The following is a 17,382-nucleotide window of genomic DNA, read 5'->3' as shown; positions in this document are numbered from 1 at the left end:
GGCGGACGGCATCTCGGGCTGGCGTCGATCGGACGGCACGCGGTGTCGAATGCATGTTGGCAGCGCGCTGCGCTGCAAGCAAGAGCAACCAAGTTCACATAGCGTTACCCCTTGAACAACAGCGAGCCAAGCCGGGAGTTCCTCGATGCGAGAAATCAACCCTCAGCGCCTTCGGTATTTCCACGAAACCCTGACGCACGTCACCATCCGCAGCGCCCGACCACATCAACACGTCACCACCCGTCATCACGCGTCAGATCCGGCTGCTCGAGGAAGAGCTCGGCGCCGCGCGCACATCAGGCTGGCGTACAATCCGCCGCCGCATCCACTGCTCGCGTATCGTGCGAGTTCGCCGCAGCCGGTCGTGCTGCTGTTGCGCCGCGATCACCCGCTCGCGCTGATGCCGCCTACGTTTGGCATCGGCCACGTGGTGGAGATGCTGGAATTGGCCGAGAACATCGAGATCCGGCCGACGATGACGACGAATTTGCTGACGGCGCTCGAGCGCATCGTCGCGGCGAAGACCTTCATCACGCTGATCGGTGAATCCGCCGCCTATCTGCAGATTGCGGCCGGCGAGTCGACGACGGTGCCGATCGTGCACCCGATATTCGAGGGGGCGCACGCGCGGCTGATCGCGAAGTCGGGGCGGCCGTTGGCGCTGGCGCCGGTGGAGTTGGTCGGGTGGATCAAGATGTGGTTGGCGGTGTTTTCAGCGGCGGGCGGCAACGATGGAAAAGGAAAGGGCGGCACGGCAAGCGGTGAAGGTTTCATCCGGCGCTTGATTGAGCAAAGACCGTCGATCGCCGCTCGCTTGCGTTGCGCGGAAAAACGACCAAGCTCACGAATCTCGATCCAATCGAAATTCCTCACGTGGTTTATTGACCATCCATTTCGGCACCCGCCCTCGGCCACTCCACGTTTCCCCCGTCATCGGGTTTCGGTACTTCGGCGGGAGCGGCCCACGCCGCTTGTCAGGCGAACGCAGCCTCGTCCAAGTCGGAAAAATTTGCTCCGGCCGGATTTCATATCTCAGGACCGCTTCACGAATATCCAACAGAACCTTTGATATTTCACGCTGCTTCGCTGCTTCGGCTTCCCTATTGAGTGCGTCAAGCTGAGCCTTCAGTTCTTCATAGGTCGTCACAATGACTCTCCAATTTACTGGCGTACCCGCACAGGCACCGATCGGGGCGCGACAGCCGAACGGGTGTATTGGTTGGTTGTGCCGTCCAACACTGGGAGGAATAAAAAGGCGATCGTCGATATCGACGATCGCAAACCGCCTGCTCCGAGGCAGATCGGAGGGCAGCAGGCGGTGGCCGATACACGCCAAGTGGTCAGATGTCGCCTGAGCCCCGTCCGGAAGTGCAGCGAATCTCGTGTAACGGGATAGCCGAATTCTCCACTGGACGATGGTCGAAGCCGGGCGTTGAACGGCGTCTGCGCATCGAACGGAGGTCCTCGGTTTTCTCATGTTCCGGTGGAAATTTCGCAATCGCGCGCTGGCGCGTGTACGTCGAATTCGAGGCACGCAAACTTGATCGCGCTGCAACGAAAACAACCGTCGCGACCGCGAACGGACAGGTGTGCCAACGTTCCCGTAAAATACGGTCAGCCATGGTAGTCTCTCAATGTGTGCACCTAAGTTAGGCGGCGGGCGATGTTCGCAGCATTACCCGCCGCCGCTTCTCTTCAAACCGCTGTAAGTTGTAAATAACGCTGCACGTAGCAAATTACAACTGCGCACAGCAACGCCACCCACCCGAGGCAGAACAAGGCAAGCGGGACGCAAGAGCGGGGCTCGCGCCAGAAGGCCATCACGTTACAAACTGCACGGCGCCAAGAAACGCTGGATATCTCTTTGCGTCGATGTCGATCCGACGGCGAACCGTAACGTGCCGCGCAGAAGCCACATCGAAGGGGAATAAAAAGCGCTCCGACCAACATCAGTTGAACCGAAGCGAAACGCCAGCATCCGAGGGCCGATAACAACGCACTGGCAAAGAAGGGAGGGAATGTCGGGATAGCTGCGGGCAAAGTCCCCGCGGGGCAGAACGCCTGCGCGTTTACCTTGGTCGCACGACGAGACCAATGCGCTACAATGGATGTAGCCATTCCGGTTTTCCTCACAGTTGCTGCGTAATGGTCAGGTTGATGCTGGTGCTCCAACACCAGCGTCAACCGCTCATCGCTTGATGCGGTTTTTGCGTGCCATCGAGGATCGTCATCCGGATAACCCACTTCCCCGGTCGTCCTTGAGCAAATCGAACAGGTAGTTGTCAGCACCAGTCAAAGCAACAGCCGATTCCCTAAAAAAGTGAAGAACATAGATCCCTCAGCCGTTAGCATGGGCCGTATTTTCCACATGCCAACGGTGGAAAGGGGGGGAATCGATGCGAATTTACGCTAATGACGCATCAAAACGACCGTCAGGGAATCAAAACGAACATCTTGATTTCAGAAAGTACCTATTGAGCGCGTTCTTCGATAACTGTGCGTCGCAACTGGGACCGACCGTCGCGGCTCGCCTCCACCAAAGCATGCTTGATGTGCCGAGCGAACGTTAGCGCGTTCGGCCCATCGCCATGCAAACAGATGGTTTGAATCGGGAACTCAATCCAAACGCCATCATTGCTCTTCACCCCGCCCTTCGACACCATCTCTGCCGCACGGCGAGCTGCTTCGGCAGCGTCTTCGATCATGGCGCCCGACGCCGCTCGAGGAAGGAGCTTTCCGTCGGACGCATACCCCCTGTCGGCAAATACCTCGTCGTATGCGGTAAGGCCATACTCACGGGCCACACTCACGAGTTGGCCACCAGCCAAACCGAACAGCGCCAGCGAAGAATCGAAGTCGCGCACGGCTTCGACGATCGCAACAGCGACGGCCCGCTTACGTTCAGCGTCGTTGTACAACGCGCCGTGCGGTTTCACGTGAGTAAGGCGACCGCGAAGCGCGCGCGTGATCCCGCTCACCGCCCCGACCTGGTACTGCACGCCCGCATATATCTCTTCCGGCGGCAGGTTCATTGACCTTCTGCCGAAGTTTTCCCGATCTGGGTAACTGGGATGAGCCCCTACCGCTATACCGCCCCGAAGCGCCGACGCGATGACTTCCCGCATCGTTACGGCATCGCCGGCGTGCCAGCCACAGGCCACGTTGATCGACGTTGCGTACTCGAGCAATGCAATGTCATTGCCGCAGCCTTCCCCAAGATCAACATTTAGGTCAATCGTGTGCATCCGATGAACCTCCTTCGCTGAGAGCTTCGCAGTGCTGTCCAACACGCACCAGGGCATCACCCACGAAAATATTCTTGACTTCGCACGCCTTGTCGCCGACGCGGAAGGCTATCGTTTTGTGCGCATCAACAAGATCGTCAGCGTTCCGCTGCGCGACTGCAAGTGCAAAGGAATAGATCGCCGTCAGTGCGGCTACGGCAATAAAGTGCTTAGCCAGTTTCACCGAGAAGCCTCCGTTTGGACATCCAATGTGCACGTGCCGCAACCTGACGCAGAGCACGCTCGAAAACGCTCCAATATGCCGATTGCCTCCGAGTCCTTAGTAACAGCCTTTCTGAAGCCGCCTGTTGCTGTTCGGACAACAGCATCGAGGAGCGATGCCGGGGCGGGGTCGTGAACAGCGACGCCGAGAGTTGCCATCATCTCGTAGTTACGCCGCACTCGATCAGGGAGTCTCGCCCACGCGCGTCGTTCTGTTTCCCACCCAGCAGCAAAAATCACCGAGCGTTGACTGGCCGACAAACCGTCGAGAAAATGTCTGCTCGCCACCAGAAAGGACACGGGATATGCGTAACGTAATGCCGTGAAGTTCGGCAGGTCTGATGCGTATGCACGCCCTGCCGCCCCATCACCTGAGGACATCACTGCGTCGACGCCTCCGGTCTTGATTTGTGCAAGCGCCTCCTGGATCGGTAGCGATACCACATGTGCGCCTAGCGCCTCGAGGACCAGTTTTGATGACTCGTCATAGGTCCGAACACGCATGCCGACAAAGTCTTTTGGCGAACTAATCTCGCTTCTTGACCAAATCCCAGTTGGTGGCCAAGGGATTACCGCGAGCAGCACAAACCCATAATGAGACAGCGCCGCGCGGTACGCCGGTCGTGCGATGCGCGAAATGGCACACGCCTCCTCGACCGACTTTACCGTATATGGTGAAGTTGACAGCGCCAGGATTGTTTCGCGAGTTGCCCAATCACCGGAAAATTCGACTCGAAAGGGTAAGTCTGTTGAATCCGGAGATCGCGACGACACAGTCTTCTCGTTGAAGCGAGGAAGCGCTACAGCGGCAACATTATTCGCTTGATTCAACAAACTGGCGAAATCTTCAGCGGCGCGGCCCGATACAGTATCAGCAGGATATGCCGTTGCGATCACCCACTCGGACGACAACGCGATTAGTTCGTTAGCGTATGAACGTGCATGGGCAACCGCTACCCACAGCAGCAGCCCAAAACCCATTGCCCTCGTCAGTTTGTTTGTTTTCCCTATCAGCATACCGGCCACTCCGCGTTACGTGCGACCGCAACGTCACGGGATCTAGCCTAACGCGCTCCATGTGGTAACGGACATATTACTGTTTTTCATTATGGCAATTCGATTAATGTCAATCAACGAGGCCAGCCTCTGCGGCCATACGTGCGCACGCACGGATGTCGTCACGCCCCATCTTCACCTTTATCGACTTATAGTGACGGTAGATTTGCCGTTGCGTAAGAGCGAGATCAGCCGCGGCGTGTGTCGCGTCACCGCCTCGTCGGATCCACTGGAGAATGATCTTCTCTGCATCGCTCAACTGAAATTGCGCAGCAGCAGCGCGCTTGTAGCGGATCGTCGGCCAATCAAGGAGTTCCTCTGCCAGTCCCCGAAGCTCGCGCTGATGGCGCCAGATCTCCGTCTCTCCGTATGGTGCAGACTTGCTGGAGCTGACGTGTAGCAGACCATGGAGCTTGCCGCGCTCGGAACTGCGAGTCGCTGGCAGAAAGACGTTGCTTCTCAGCCCATATAGGACTGCTTCACGCGCGAACCATGCGCCATTGGAACTACCGAAGGATTCGAAGCCGCAAGTTGGCATCACGTTGTTGCGCGCATACACCAACACCGGATCCGTTTCAACGCGCCGCTCATAGGCAAGCAACCAACTTGGCGGACATGCGGCCAACATCACGTGCGTGTCGTAGATGGCTCCATGGAGGCCGCACGTATCAGCCGAAGACAGCCAATGGAAAATTGCATAGTCGCCGCCGTGCTCGATACATACCGAACGCATCAACGCGAGAACGTCAAGTTCAGTGCAACAGTCGGCTATGCTGACGAAAGGCCGCACGCCATGGCTTGCGTTGGCCCGCGTCTCTACAGCCTGGACAATGGTGCGATAGCGCGGTGCCAGGACTTCGTTATACGGATCGTTCTCGAGGAACTCGGTTAAGCGAACGGCATCTGTTGCATCGATCATCTGTACCGTGATACTGCCGTCTAGCCGAGTGTGGATGCGATGCAGGAGAACGCCGCTACTGCCACAATCGACGAGTTTGAGCTCGATAGAACCGTCCCGAACAAACAACTTCGTGTAGTTCTCGATCCGCTCGCCAGTATCAACAAAGATCCTCTGGAGTTCACGAATCATGACCTCGTGACTCCATGGGGTTGTCGGCGAAATCGTTGAATACCGCCGCCGGATATAACTTGCCGTAGGCCAATACATTAGAGAAGCTACGGAGGAAGTCGCACTGCTGCTGGCTATCAAGTCCCGAGACTTGGATCCGCAATGAAAGTTCGGAGCAGGTCGTCATAATACCGAGCAGCATCGACTCGGCAACTTTGTCCTGAGATGCGGCGCTCAGAAACCGTGAACCGATTTCGACACCAGTAAGGGGCAACAAACGGACGATTGAGATCGACCAATCGTCGCCGGTGATCCCGGCCGCGAAGATCTCCGCTCCCTGGGAGTGAAGCCGGCGAAGCGACTCTACAGTTCGTTGGTGACCTATGAGCTCACCAGCATTGAGAATACCGAGACGGATGTTCCTTCGCCTAATCCCTCTCGTCTCCTCAAGGTGTTCGATAAAATTATCTAAATCGCCTTGCAACGCTACAGCCGCAGGGATGGCCGAATAAATAGGAACACACGCACTATCCTGTCGGGAGTACGCTTCGGCTAGCTGATATGTCCCGAGGCGGAACGACAGGTCAGTGCGATTGGCCAGGCCATGCAGTTCGCTCATGGTGCGCACGTCGTCTGACGCGCGCTCCCATACCAGTGAGCCACACCAGGCGCTCAACCGGCCAGTGGATATATCGACGATTGGTTCATAATGGAGCCTGATCTCACGCCGTTCCATCGCCAGGAGTAGCGCACGGAAATCATCGTCGTCACGGTCCAACTGATGCGCCATCGCTTCGCTGTAGATCCGGACTTCGCTTTCTCCGGACGAGGCCGCCGCACGTTTCGCATCCGACATTGCTCGATTTGCGTTGCGCCACAATTCCGAGCCCGCGGCCACGGACCGTTCGAGGGTAGCAATGCCGATGGCGACCTTCATCAGGTAGGCGTGGCCTCGCAAGCCAAATGCTCTCTCAAACGCTTCAACGACTATTCGAGCGACGCCAAGCGCCCTCGCCAAAGCATCCTTATCGTCGACAAGCAAACTGAACTCGTCTCCGCCCACTCGAGCTACACGAACGTCAGTCGCGGCGATACCTCGAAGCCGATCGGCCACCAACCTCAAAAGGGCATCGCCTGCGTCCTGCCCCAGCAGATCATTGACGCGGCCGAACTCGCGTAAGTCGAGCGTCAACAATGCTAGCGAATTCGCAGCGACGGGAACGCGAGAGCAATGTGTGTCGATCGCGGCACGCAGACTTCGCCGATTTTCCAGATCGGTAAGTGGATCGGTCGATGCCAGCTTTCGCATTTCCTCTTCCGCAAGGATGAGCTTTCTTGCATGGCGCAGCGCCAGCACCGTTGCGCCCAAGAGGATGCCTAGCACGGCGAGCGCGAACACAACATACACGTAAAGGTGTGCGCGAAATGGCGCCATCGCTTCAGCCTTTGACAGCGCGACAGCCGCAACAACGGGATAGCCGTCGACGGGCGCACGCGCAAAGATCCGTGTTGAACGGTCGATGGGATCCACCAGTTCCCCGCTCGACGTGCCCGAGGCTTCCAAGTATGCATTCAGGCCCGGCCCTGTCGCCGTTGCTTGGACATTCAGCTCGGCGCGAGATAGCAGTACGCCATCGTTAAGAAATGCCAGAAGCGCGCCATGCTCACCAACGCTTGCCCTGCTTAGAAAACCGGCTGATAAAAACTCTGGACGTTCGGATGTCACGACCACGCCCGCAAACTTGCCAGCGCGGCCTACCAGCCGCCGAGTAAATTGGATCGTCACATAGCCGGAAACGCGCCCTTTTACGGGCGCACCAATGAAGAATCCGGTCGCGGAATTGTTTTTGTGAAATATAAAATGCGGCCTGTCATTCAAATAAATAGAATTATTTATTTTGTGTGGCCACGTCTGCAGGACCAAGCCATCGGCGCCAACAATCGTAATCTGCGCCGCCGAATCAAAGGTCAATGCAGAACCATCAATCAGGGAACGCAAGTGGAACGTCTCGGGCGATCGATCGTATTCGTAACGAATGACCCCAGTTAACGCATCTGTAGTCGCGAAAACCTTAGCCAAGTGGACAGCATATGACTTTGCGATTACTTGTGCGGTTCGATAGGCCGACGCATAGGTATTCCGCCACTCGTTGGCAGCGGCCAGGAGAATCGAAACGCTAGTGAGGACGCATAGGAGCGCCCCGACGGTTAGGATTCTGTGTCGTGTCGAAATGTACCGGCGCGCGAATGCATCTGGCGCACCAGTGCCCGGAACTTGCCCTCGGTTCATTTTGTGTATTTTTCGAGATGAACGTTTGCCCGTCGTGTCGCCGTCTCTAAATCACGACCCGCACGCATCTTTTACCGCTATTGCATAGCACAATTTGTGTGACATGCTGCCATGCATAATGACGGCCTGGCAAGCGTCGCAGCATTTTTTACAACTTTACGTGATGCCCGACGTATTGGCCGATTCGAGCAGGTAGCCATGAGAAACAGCGAGTCCTACTGAATCGAATTCTCATTTGGCTTTACAAGCGGCGCGCGAGTTCGGGTACGGCCGGGGCGCTCGATTGCTGATTACGCAGGCCGATCGACAAGGAATTCATCGCGCGGCAGGCCAGACATCCATTTTGGTGTTCGCCCCCGACCGCTCCACGTTTCCCCCGTCATCGGGTTTCGATATTTCGGTGGAAGCGGGCCACGTCGCTTGTCGGGCAAGCGCAGCCTCGTCCACGTCGAAAAAATCTGCTCCGGCCGGATTTCATATCTCAGGATCGCTTCACGAATATCCAACAGAACCTCCGATAATTCGCGCTGCCTTGCAGCTTCCGCTTCTTTGTTGAGGGCGCGGAGTTGTGCCTTCAGTTCCCCATAGGTTGCCACAATGACTCTCCAATGTACTGGCGTTTCGGCGCACGCACTGATTGGGCTACGTGACTGCCGAATGGGTGTGCTGGCGGGTTGCGCCGCCCAACACTGGGAGGAATAAAAAGGTGATCGTCGATATCGACGATCGCGAAACCACCTGCTCCGAGGCAAATCGGAGGGCAGAAGGCGGTGGCCGATTCGACCTAAGCTGTCAGATATCGCCTACGCCGCGCGCGGGAACACGGTGAAATCGATGTCGCGAGATAACCGGATTCGATCTTTGGCGAAGGCGGAAGCGCGGCAGACGCATGACGTCTGCGCATCGAACGGTCGTCGGATATCGCACTTTCTAACGAGGATAACGTGATCGCGCAATGGCGCGCGCACGCCGGACTCGAGGCACGTGATCTTCGCTGCGTCGCTGTGATAACGATCGCCGCCGTCGCGAACGGACAGGTGTGCCAAAGTTGCCGTAAAATGCGGTCAGCCATGGTGGTCTCTCAATGTGTACACCTAGGTCAGGCTGTGGGCGATGTTCGCAGCATCGCCCACAGCCGCTTCGTTTCAATACCCTAGGATCGACGGCCCTTTCCTAGACAACAGAGCGTGCCTTCATAACCCTAATGTTTTCCTTCCTTCGGCTGCTCGCCGATTTTGAACTCGTTGGGTCCCGCAGCGAGTCAGCGATTTCCCTTCAACTTCAACCAGACCTTGTTGCGCAACTGAATCGCAGCGGGCGAACACATCTTGTACGGCTTGAGCCGTACTTTGTACTGCTCCGGCGTCTTGGCCGCTGGGTTGCTCAACAGCGCTGCATCAACATAGCGGTCGGAGCCAATGATCTCGTTGCTGTACCGGACCGCATTCGTCACCAGCGCGATGTTTTCCGGCCGCATCATCCAATTGAGGAACTTGTAGGCTGAATCGACATTGCGAGCCTTTGTCGGAATGAGCAGACTATCCATGAACAGCCTCACGCCTTCCTTCGGATAGACGAACTTGATCGATGGTAGGCGGTCCTGCGCACGCACTGCCGCCCCGTTCCAGACCTGCTGAACGGTGATTTGCCGCGATGCGAGACGATCGACCGTGCCATCGTTGCTGTACGTTTTCACGAATGGCTTTTGCTTTTGCAGAACGTCGAGCACCCGTTTTGCATCTGCTGGATTCTCGGTGCATTCATCTTGGCCCAGGTACCAGCTCGCGGCCATGTACAGTTCCTCTTCGACGTCCAAATCGCCAATCTGGCCGCGCAATGCTTCGGGCGGTTCGAAGAAGGACTTCCAACTATCATCGAGTCGTCCGCCTGGAACGCGAGCGCTGTCGTAAGCGAAGCCCGTCAGCACGACCGTAAATGGAATGGCGTAGTCGCGCTCGGGATCGAAGGCCGGATGTCGGTATTCCGGCTTGATGTTCGCCATGTTCGGCAGCTTGCTCTTGTCGAGCTTGAGCAGCAGGCCGGACTTCACGAGCACGGGGACGTAGTAATCGCCGGCGATCACGACATCGTAGCCCCCTCCCCCAGCCTGTAACTTTTGCGTCAGCGCCGCATCACTCGCGTAGGTGTCGAGCGTCGTCTCGATGCCGGTTTCTGCCTGAAACTTCTTGAGCAGCGAGACAGGCATGATGACAGGCCAGCTTCCGACATGAAGCTCAGCGCCCGTCGCGGTCCCAACAACAGCAAGTAGCATTGCCCCAATAATTTTTTTCATACGGCTCTCATTGTTTGAATGTCCGGGTGATACGTTTCAACGCGAGCGCCCATGGATCTACTCGCGCGACGCGCGCCAAGAGCCCAGACCGTCAGCAACTGAGTAGCCGACAGCGCAACGACCGCGACCGAGACGGCACTGACCTTCGGCGTAATTCCGATCTTCAGCGAACTGAAGATGTACATCGGCAACGTGGTCATCCCGGCGCCCGCCAGAAAGTAGCTAGTGACGTAGTCGTTCATTGAGGCGACGAATGCGAGCAGCCCGCCAGCGACAATGCCGGGCAAAGCCAAAGGCAATGTAATTTGTCGGAATGCAGCCCATGGCGGCGCCGAAAGATCGGCAGCAGCCTCGAGCAACGTGCGGTCGATTGTCTTCAACCGTGCGTTGATTGGCAGATACGCAAGCGGGATGCAAAACACCACGTGTGCGAATAGGACCGCAACGAAACCGACATCGAGCGCAAACATCGAAAACAGCATCATCGTTGCGATAGCGAGCACCACCTCCGGAATCGCCAGCGGCAGCGCGATCACCAGCGCACGCAGATCGATTGCTCGGCGCTCAGCGCGTGACCACGCCGCGACGGCTGCGCTCGTAGCCAGCCCGGTCGAAAGGACCATGGATCCGAGAGCAAGAACCAGCGAATTCCGTACCGCCCGAATCAGTGTCGGGTCCGACCAAGCCTCGACGTAACCCCACGTGCTCCACCCTTTCCACACGAGAGCGGAAGGCCCATCGTTGAAACTCATCCACCCGACGACCAACAACGGCAGATAGAGGAACATCAACACAGCAATCGCGATCCCTGCCGTCAGCGGAAACCGACGTAACTCAGGCGAATTCATGTCCGAGTTCCCGATGTTGGAGGATGGACTTGAGGCGCAGCGCGAGCATGGCCAGGAGAACGGCGGCGAGTAGTGCGAACGACATCGCCGCTCCCAGGGGCCAATCGCGCCCGCCAGCGAACTGAAAGTCGATCAGGTTGCCGACCATGAACGCATGATTGCCGCCGAGCAACCCTGGAATCGCGTAAGCCCCGAGCGCCGGGACAAAAACAAGCCCAACACCTGCCATGATGCCCGGCCAGCAGACGGGCACAATCACTTGCAATAGGGCGGCCACTCTGTGAGCGCCGAGGTCATACGCCGCCTCGACCAATCGCCAGTCAAACTCGTCAAGCGCGGCGAAGATTGGCAGAACCATGAACGGAGTGAATGCATAGACGAGACCGATTAGCGTCGCGAGATCGGTGTACAAAAGGCCGAGCGGACCGCGCAGCAGGCCCAAATAGCTCAAAGCTTGCGCCACCAATCCGTTGTCCGCCATGACGATAATCCATCCAGCCATCTGCACGACAACGCAAGTCCAGAACGGGATTGTCACCAGCACCAGCAGCGTGGCTCTCCACTTCGGCGTGCGCGTTGCGATGAACAACGCAGTGGGAAATCCTACGAGCAAGCACCCGACGGTCGCGTATACCGCCATCATCATGGAACGAACGAAGATGCTGATATGACCTTGCTGGAGCACGAGCGCCCCATCCCAATCGCGATCGAACACCACCCGTTCGTACGCTCGGAGTGTGAACTCTCCCCACGCCACCCCACCAAACTCCAGGGGCGCATTGATCGATACAACGGCTAGCACGATCAGCGGGAGAACGACGCCCAACGTCATGACGAGCACTGGTGGCTCGAAAATCACTCGCCACGATTTAAACAAATCTAGCATAAAGACTCTAAAAACCACCAATTACCTCAAATCGGTTAGCTCGCAGGGACGAGGGTCTGACAAATTGGTCGCCATATTCTATAGAGCGGACGAGAACCCATTGCGCCAATCTGTTACCTCCACGCGCCAAAATTGTTACCGTCACTCAACCCCGGTGCCAATTTACTTAGTTGTTTCGATTGTTGCAACGCTCAAGTGCCGATTATTGATTGAAAAATATGAGTACCAAAACGGCGATATATATAATTATTTTCATCGTAATGCACTTACAATGAAAAGTTGTGCGCTGATAGCGTGGTTCGTATTGGGGCGGTAAGCCGCACCATTATCATGCACGTCGTGCGCTCCCCGACTCAGAGAGCACTATTGTTTGCATCCGGAGTGCAGATATGAAGCTCAATTCGACGAGAATCGGGGCCAGGCTCCGATATGTGTAACAATCGGGCCGCTGGCACGCGCTCGATGAGCAGACATCAGCGCGTTTCACCATACAAAATAGAGAGACGACAACGAATATGATCAAGGCCGAGCGTTTAGAATACCGTCCCATGAGAGAAGGTGACATCGGTGCATTTTATGACGTGCGCTTCTCGGTAAACGAGAATAGGATCCATCCGCACCAGATCCATTTGCTGAACCGCAGCCTACTGATCGAGAAGATTCGGCAAGGCGGAGGTTGGATCTGTGAGTGTGGTGACGAAGCGGCTGGGATATGTCTGCCCGTCATTACCGATACACCATTCATTTCTGCTCTGTTCGTCAAACCGACCTTTCACGACATGGGTGTGGGGCGCGAGCTGCTCGAACGCGCGATGAAATGGTTGAAAGATAAAGGAGTGGAGCAGGTCACCTTGGTCACCGATCCAGGCTCCCGAGCCGACGGCTTCTACCAGCATCTCGGATGGAAGCGCGGTGAGTTGGACGAGTACGGCTGCCAGGTCGTCTTTTCGAAATCGCTGAAAGAATAAGCTATCCGAGGATGTTGGATGAAGCCAGCAGCCATGGCAGTCAATCGCACTGCGGCGCAGCGCCCTGCGCCGCTTCATACTATTTTTATTACGCTTGAGGTGATGAAGCGTATAGGACTATCTAAAGAAACCCTGCTAGTTGGCACCGGAATTGCGCCTTCGGACATCGAGCGCCCAAACGCAATGGTAACGCATGCGCAAGAGATGGTCCTATTTGCAAATGCTCTGAAGGCAACAGGAAATTCCGCGATCGGACTTCATATTGGCAATGAAATACCGGTGACGGCTTACGGGCTTCGAGCCCATGCAATGCTTGTAAGCCCTACATTGGGTGACGCGATGCGCCTGGCATTTGAGCATCCGTTACTAGGCATTAGTTATTTTCGGATGAGGCTATCCGTCGACGGCGACACCGCTCGAATTATAGTAGGCGGCTACACCTACCGATCTGACCTGCTTGTTGTAAACACTGATATGTGCTTCACTGCGGTTCGTCGTCAAATGATTGATTTGATAGGAAAATCTCCCAATTTCACGCGTATCGGCCTTATTTTCTCAAGACCTTCTCATGCGGATAGTTATTCCGAATATTTTCCATGCCATGCAATATTCGATTCAGATGAGAATTTTCTAGAATTTGACGCTTCAATTTTAAATACAAAATTACCCCTCGCTCACCCCATTGAATATGAGATTGCGAAGAAAGCCTGTGCGAAACGGGAATTTGAATTGGCGCATTGGATGCCGACCGACCTCGTGGGACAATTGCTCTGCCTGATGTATGAAAATCCGACCTGTCAGGATATTGTCGAGTTCGCCGAGCAGCTTGGTATGTCATTGCGCAGTTTGCAGCGCAGGCTTAAAGATATGGGGACATCGTTTAGTGCTTTGCAAGACCTCGTTCGCCAGGATATCGCATCTAAATACCTATCTGAAAAACGTTATACGGCCAAAGAGATAGCTACCCGCCTCGGATACAAAAATGCCTCTGCATTTAGTCGAGCGATGAAGCGTTGGTCGAAGCTTACTGTCGACTGATCCTGATTCGCTGCGATTTGCTAAAGGCAATCATCTTACCGCGGCATCGTACACTGCCACAGCGGCGAGCATATTCTTGACGAGCTTGCTCCGAAACCGGTCCGGTAACTTTCAGTCCGTAATCGACAAAGCGTTCCTCAATTGGGGCTTTGGTCAGCCAGGCCCGGCATGATTCCCGCCCCCAGTCGCGGTCATGATCCACGGGGTGTGTCACCGGGTCTGGTGGGTGGCTGGTGATCGCTGATAGGGATTTGGCCGGGATATCCCGACGCCGTCCGTAACGTGGATGCCGAGACTTGCCACCGTTGTTGCAGGCCAATCCGTTCACTCTGCACAAACTGCGATGCAAGACACACAACAACGTGACGCCGTCGATGTCTTCGTCGGCGTCGATGTCGGTAAAGGCCAGCATCACGCCGTTGCACTCGATCGGAACGGCAAGCGCCTGTACAACAAGGCGCTGCCCAACGACGAGGCCAAGCTGCGTGCCCTCATCGCCGAACTCAAGACGCACGGCCGACTTCTATTCGTCGTCGACCAACCGTCCACCATCGGTGCGCTTCCTGTAGCCGTTGCCCGCGCTGAAGGTGTACTCGTCGCCTATCTGCCGGGACTGGCCATGCGCCGCATCGCCGACCGGCATGCCGGCGAAGCCAAGACCGATGCTCGCGATGCCGCGATCATTGCTGAAGCCGCTCGCTCGATGCCGTACACGCTGCGCTCGCTTCGATTGGCCGACGAGCAGCTCGCCGAGCTCACCATGCTATGCGGCTTCGACGATGATCTCGCCGCCCAGGTCACTCAAACCAGCAACCGCATTCGCGGCCTGCTCACCCAGATCCACCCGGCGCTCAGGCTCGTCTATCCGAGGCGAACATCCATCCAGACGCGGCAACAAGGTGCTCAAGCGCGCCTTGTTCCTATCCGCCTTCGCGGCCTTGCGAGGCCCCGTCTCGCGAGCCTATTACACGCGCAAGGTCCAGCAGGGCAAGCGCCACAACCAAGCGCTCATCGCGCTGGCACGGCGACGCTGTGACGTCCTGTTCGTCATGCTGCGCGACGGCACCATTTACCAACCCAAGTCAGCACCTACCGCTTGACAAAACTCATAGGCCCCCCCTCGATAAGCCGGCAGGCCGCCAAGGCTCAGTTCGCGATCCGGTTCAAAGGCCGCTTCGAGATTTTGAACCAGCGGCCGCCATCTGCCCGGCGGCCTCGTCAGCCTTGTCTTCTTGTCATCGATGTCAATGCCGTATTCTCCGAACATTCTCTTTGACGACACACGACCGGCTGTCGCGATTTGCTCGCGGATGAAATCCATCGTGCTTCGCCTGGAAGCCATGCGCGTTCTCAGCCCCCATCTCGGAACACAATTCCACGAGCGTCCCATCCGGACATCGAACATATGCGACCGTCTGCCCCCGCGGCTTGAGCACGGGCTCCTTGATCGACACCGCCCCGGCACTCAACGCTCGCAAGTACGCCTCGGGCACGGAATCAGCAATCAGCACGATCTCGACACCCAACGGCATAGCCGAGACATCGGCAGCAACATCACCGTCGTGCAGATTCGCGCGGCCGAGGCCATGCGTCGCAAAGGCAAGCGTCGTTTGCCCCGTTCGATAATTGAATCCGGTCGGGCCATCCCTTCGGCTAAGCATCGTCATGACCGGTTCGATGTGGCGAACGCATCGATTCGCGAAATACGTGCAACGCAAGGCTTCCGCTCGAATACCATGACGACTGTGGACGCGCCGCTGCGCCTCGTACCGTCCTGCGCGATCGATTATCGACGTGCAAGCAGTACACAAGCCTCACCCATGCTTCGAATTAGAAAACGGAATTGAACGAAAGCAATTCGGCGACGGACATGGCGAAAGCAACACGGCAAACCGCTTCACACGTCCGCCGCCCGCCCGTCCCGGCAATCCCGAAGCCCCGGCATCACGCAGCATCCGAACCCAAAGGACCCGCCCATGCCAACCCCGACGCCCCGCATTCCCCGCTCCCCCCAACCCGTGCGCGCCGCGACAGCCGCCTTCATCGGCACCACCGTCGAGTTCTACGACTACTACACGTACGCCACCGCCGCCGCGCTCGTGCTCGGCGACGTATTCTTCCCGAGCAGCGACCATTCCGTCAGCACGATGGCATCGTTCGCGACATTCTTCGTCGGCTTTGTCGCGCGCCCGCTGAGCGGCGCCGTGTTCGGCCATCTCGGCGACCGGATCGGCCGCAAGAAAATGCTCGTCCTGACGATGTTCCTGATGGGCATCGCGACGACCGGCATCGGCCTGTTGCCCGGCCACGCGACACTCGGCGTCTGGGCGCCCCTCCTGCTCGTGCTGCTGCGCATCCTCCAGGGCATCGCCGTCGGCGGCGAATGGGGCGGCGCCGTGCTGATGGCGAGCGAGCACGCGAGCGCCGCGCGCAGGACGTTCTTCGCATCGTTTCCGCAGATGGGCAGCCCGGCCGGGCTGATCCTGTCGCTGCTCGCATTCCGCTGCGTCACGTCGCTCGATCATGACAGCTTCATCGCATGGGGCTGGCGCCTGCCGTTTCTCGCAAGCTTCGTGCTGTTGCTGATCGGCGTCGCAGTCCGGCTCGGCGTCAACGAGTCGCCGGAGTTCGAGCGCGTGCGCGACAGCCACGCGGTCGCCCGGTTTCCGGTCGCCGAGGCGCTGCGCACCGCGTGGTATCCGATCGTGCTCGCCGCGGCCGCGACGACGATCGGCTCCGCCGGCTTCTTCTTCACGAACACGTTCATGATCTCCTACGTAACGACGTATCTCGGGATGTCGAAATCGTTCATCCTCGATTGCCTGTTCGTCGTCACGATCATCCAGCTACTGTCGCAGCCCGTCTCGGCGCTGCTTGCGCAACGCTTCGGCGAAACGCGTTTCCTGACCTGCGCGGCGCTGCTGTCGATGCTGACGCCGTATCCGATGTTCGTCCTCGTGCGCACGCACGATCCCGCCGCGATCGTCGCGGGCATCGCGTTCGCGGTCGTCACGCTGTCCGCCGTCTACGCGGTGATTGCCGGCTTCATGACGTCCGCGTTCCCGACGCGCATCCGCTATTCGGGCATCTCGATCGCCTACCAGCTATGCGCGCTCGTCGCGGGCGGCACCACGCCGCTCGTCGGCACGATGATCGCGCAGCGCTATCGGGGCGAATGGCTGCCGCTCGCGCTGTTCTTCTCACTGCTGTCGTTCGTGTCGCTCGTCGGCATCGTCGGGCTCGGGCGGTATCGCCGGAATCCGGGCACGGCCGGGCCGCACGCATGGGCGGCGAATTCGTGAGCCCGCGCGCCGCGCGAAACTCGCCAACGCGCCGTGCCGGATTGGACCGGACCGGACCGAAGCGGCATGGGCCGCGATCCGCGGGGGACGGCTCGGCTTCATGTCCGGCGAATATTCGTCTGATGA

The 17,382-nt window shown here is 57.7% G+C and carries 15 protein-coding genes and 2 pseudogenes; 6 read left to right on the top strand and 11 right to left on the bottom strand.

Translation table 11 applies throughout. From position 1 onward, the window contains the following. Positions 1-145: 145 nt before the first annotated feature. Positions 146-739 (top strand): annotated as a pseudogene (locus tag WS92_RS35530) (LysR family transcriptional regulator); the annotation flags it as partial. Between the two features lie 102 nt (positions 740-841). Here WS92_RS35530 and WS92_RS35525 read toward each other — a convergent pair. The 10 genes from WS92_RS35525 to WS92_RS03955 form a co-directional block, all read right to left on the bottom strand. After that, positions 842-1,147, bottom strand: a complete 306-nt coding sequence (locus WS92_RS35525) for an H-NS histone family protein (protein ID WP_009917439.1) — start codon at positions 1,145-1,147, stop codon at positions 842-844. Positions 1,148-2,471: 1,324 nt separating this feature from the next. Then, entirely contained in the window at positions 2,472-3,245 is a 774-nt protein-coding gene (gene pxpA / locus WS92_RS03985) for a 5-oxoprolinase subunit PxpA (RefSeq protein WP_015603363.1), read from the bottom strand. Continuing rightward, the gene (locus tag WS92_RS34205) at positions 3,232-3,468 is read right to left on the bottom strand and encodes a hypothetical protein (protein WP_138110331.1); all 237 of its coding nucleotides are present in this window, start codon (positions 3,466-3,468) and stop codon (positions 3,232-3,234) included. The genes pxpA and WS92_RS34205 overlap by 14 nt, the downstream gene beginning before the upstream one ends. After that, positions 3,465-4,523, bottom strand: coding sequence for a TRAP transporter substrate-binding protein DctP (gene dctP / locus WS92_RS30935; protein ID WP_015602805.1), 1,059 nt, complete (start codon positions 4,521-4,523; stop codon positions 3,465-3,467). Before dctP ends, WS92_RS34205 begins: the two co-directional genes overlap by 4 nt. Before the next feature lie 109 nt (positions 4,524-4,632). Continuing rightward, a complete protein-coding gene (locus WS92_RS03980) occupies positions 4,633-5,652 on the bottom strand; it encodes a helix-turn-helix transcriptional regulator (protein WP_009917443.1) in 1,020 nt (339 codons plus the stop codon). Beyond that, positions 5,642-7,630: a sensor domain-containing diguanylate cyclase gene (locus WS92_RS03975; protein WP_230479346.1), complete on the bottom strand. Its 1,989-nt coding sequence runs from the start codon at positions 7,628-7,630 to the stop codon at positions 5,642-5,644. Before WS92_RS03975 ends, WS92_RS03980 begins: the two co-directional genes overlap by 11 nt. Before the next feature lie 581 nt (positions 7,631-8,211). Then, a complete protein-coding gene (locus tag WS92_RS03970; RefSeq protein ID WP_041861983.1) occupies positions 8,212-8,517 on the bottom strand; it encodes an H-NS histone family protein in 306 nt (101 codons plus the stop codon). Between the two features lie 665 nt (positions 8,518-9,182). Then, positions 9,183-10,214: an extracellular solute-binding protein gene (locus WS92_RS03965; RefSeq protein ID WP_041861984.1), complete on the bottom strand. Its 1,032-nt coding sequence runs from the start codon at positions 10,212-10,214 to the stop codon at positions 9,183-9,185. Next, entirely contained in the window at positions 10,211-11,062 is an 852-nt protein-coding gene (locus WS92_RS03960) for an ABC transporter permease (protein ID WP_043283386.1), read from the bottom strand. Before WS92_RS03960 ends, WS92_RS03965 begins: the two co-directional genes overlap by 4 nt. Next, positions 11,049-11,948, bottom strand: coding sequence for an ABC transporter permease (locus WS92_RS03955; RefSeq protein ID WP_059933478.1), 900 nt, complete (start codon positions 11,946-11,948; stop codon positions 11,049-11,051). Before WS92_RS03955 ends, WS92_RS03960 begins: the two co-directional genes overlap by 14 nt. 515 nt (positions 11,949-12,463) lie before the next feature. Here WS92_RS03955 and WS92_RS03950 point away from each other — a divergent pair. The 3 genes and pseudogenes from WS92_RS03950 to WS92_RS03940 all read left to right on the top strand — a co-directional run bounded on the left by WS92_RS03950 (position 12,464) and on the right by WS92_RS03940 (position 15,054). Then, complete coding sequence (locus WS92_RS03950; RefSeq protein ID WP_015603413.1) at positions 12,464-12,916, top strand: GNAT family N-acetyltransferase; 453 nt, start codon at positions 12,464-12,466, stop codon at positions 12,914-12,916. An 18-nt stretch (positions 12,917-12,934) separates the two neighbouring features. Further along, positions 12,935-13,954, top strand: a complete 1,020-nt coding sequence (locus tag WS92_RS03945) for an AraC family transcriptional regulator (RefSeq protein ID WP_061083806.1) — start codon at positions 12,935-12,937, stop codon at positions 13,952-13,954. A 343-nt stretch (positions 13,955-14,297) separates the two neighbouring features. Continuing rightward, positions 14,298-15,054, top strand: a pseudogene (locus WS92_RS03940) (transposase). On the opposite strand, the gene WS92_RS36325 reads toward WS92_RS03940, so the two are convergent. Beyond that, positions 15,024-15,275, bottom strand: coding sequence for a hypothetical protein (locus tag WS92_RS36325; protein WP_231755972.1), 252 nt, complete (start codon positions 15,273-15,275; stop codon positions 15,024-15,026). The pseudogene WS92_RS03940 and the gene WS92_RS36325 overlap by 31 nt on opposite strands. Between WS92_RS36325 and WS92_RS35515 the strand changes: the two genes are divergently transcribed. Continuing rightward, entirely contained in the window at positions 15,265-15,801 is a 537-nt protein-coding gene (locus WS92_RS35515) for a hypothetical protein (protein WP_171845182.1), read from the top strand. The two genes, WS92_RS36325 and WS92_RS35515, sit on opposite strands and share 11 nt — an antisense overlap. A gap of 129 nt (positions 15,802-15,930) precedes the next feature. Further along, the gene (locus WS92_RS03930) at positions 15,931-17,256 is read left to right on the top strand and encodes an MFS transporter (RefSeq protein WP_059933488.1); all 1,326 of its coding nucleotides are present in this window, start codon (positions 15,931-15,933) and stop codon (positions 17,254-17,256) included. Positions 17,257-17,382: the final 126 nt, after the last annotated feature.

The sequence above is a fragment of the Burkholderia sp. MSMB1588 genome (assembly GCF_001546925.1).
GTDB lineage: Bacteria > Pseudomonadota > Gammaproteobacteria > Burkholderiales > Burkholderiaceae > Burkholderia > Burkholderia humptydooensis.
The sequence above is the reverse complement of the archived record's forward strand: the minus strand, read 5'-3'. Positions and strand labels throughout refer to the sequence as shown.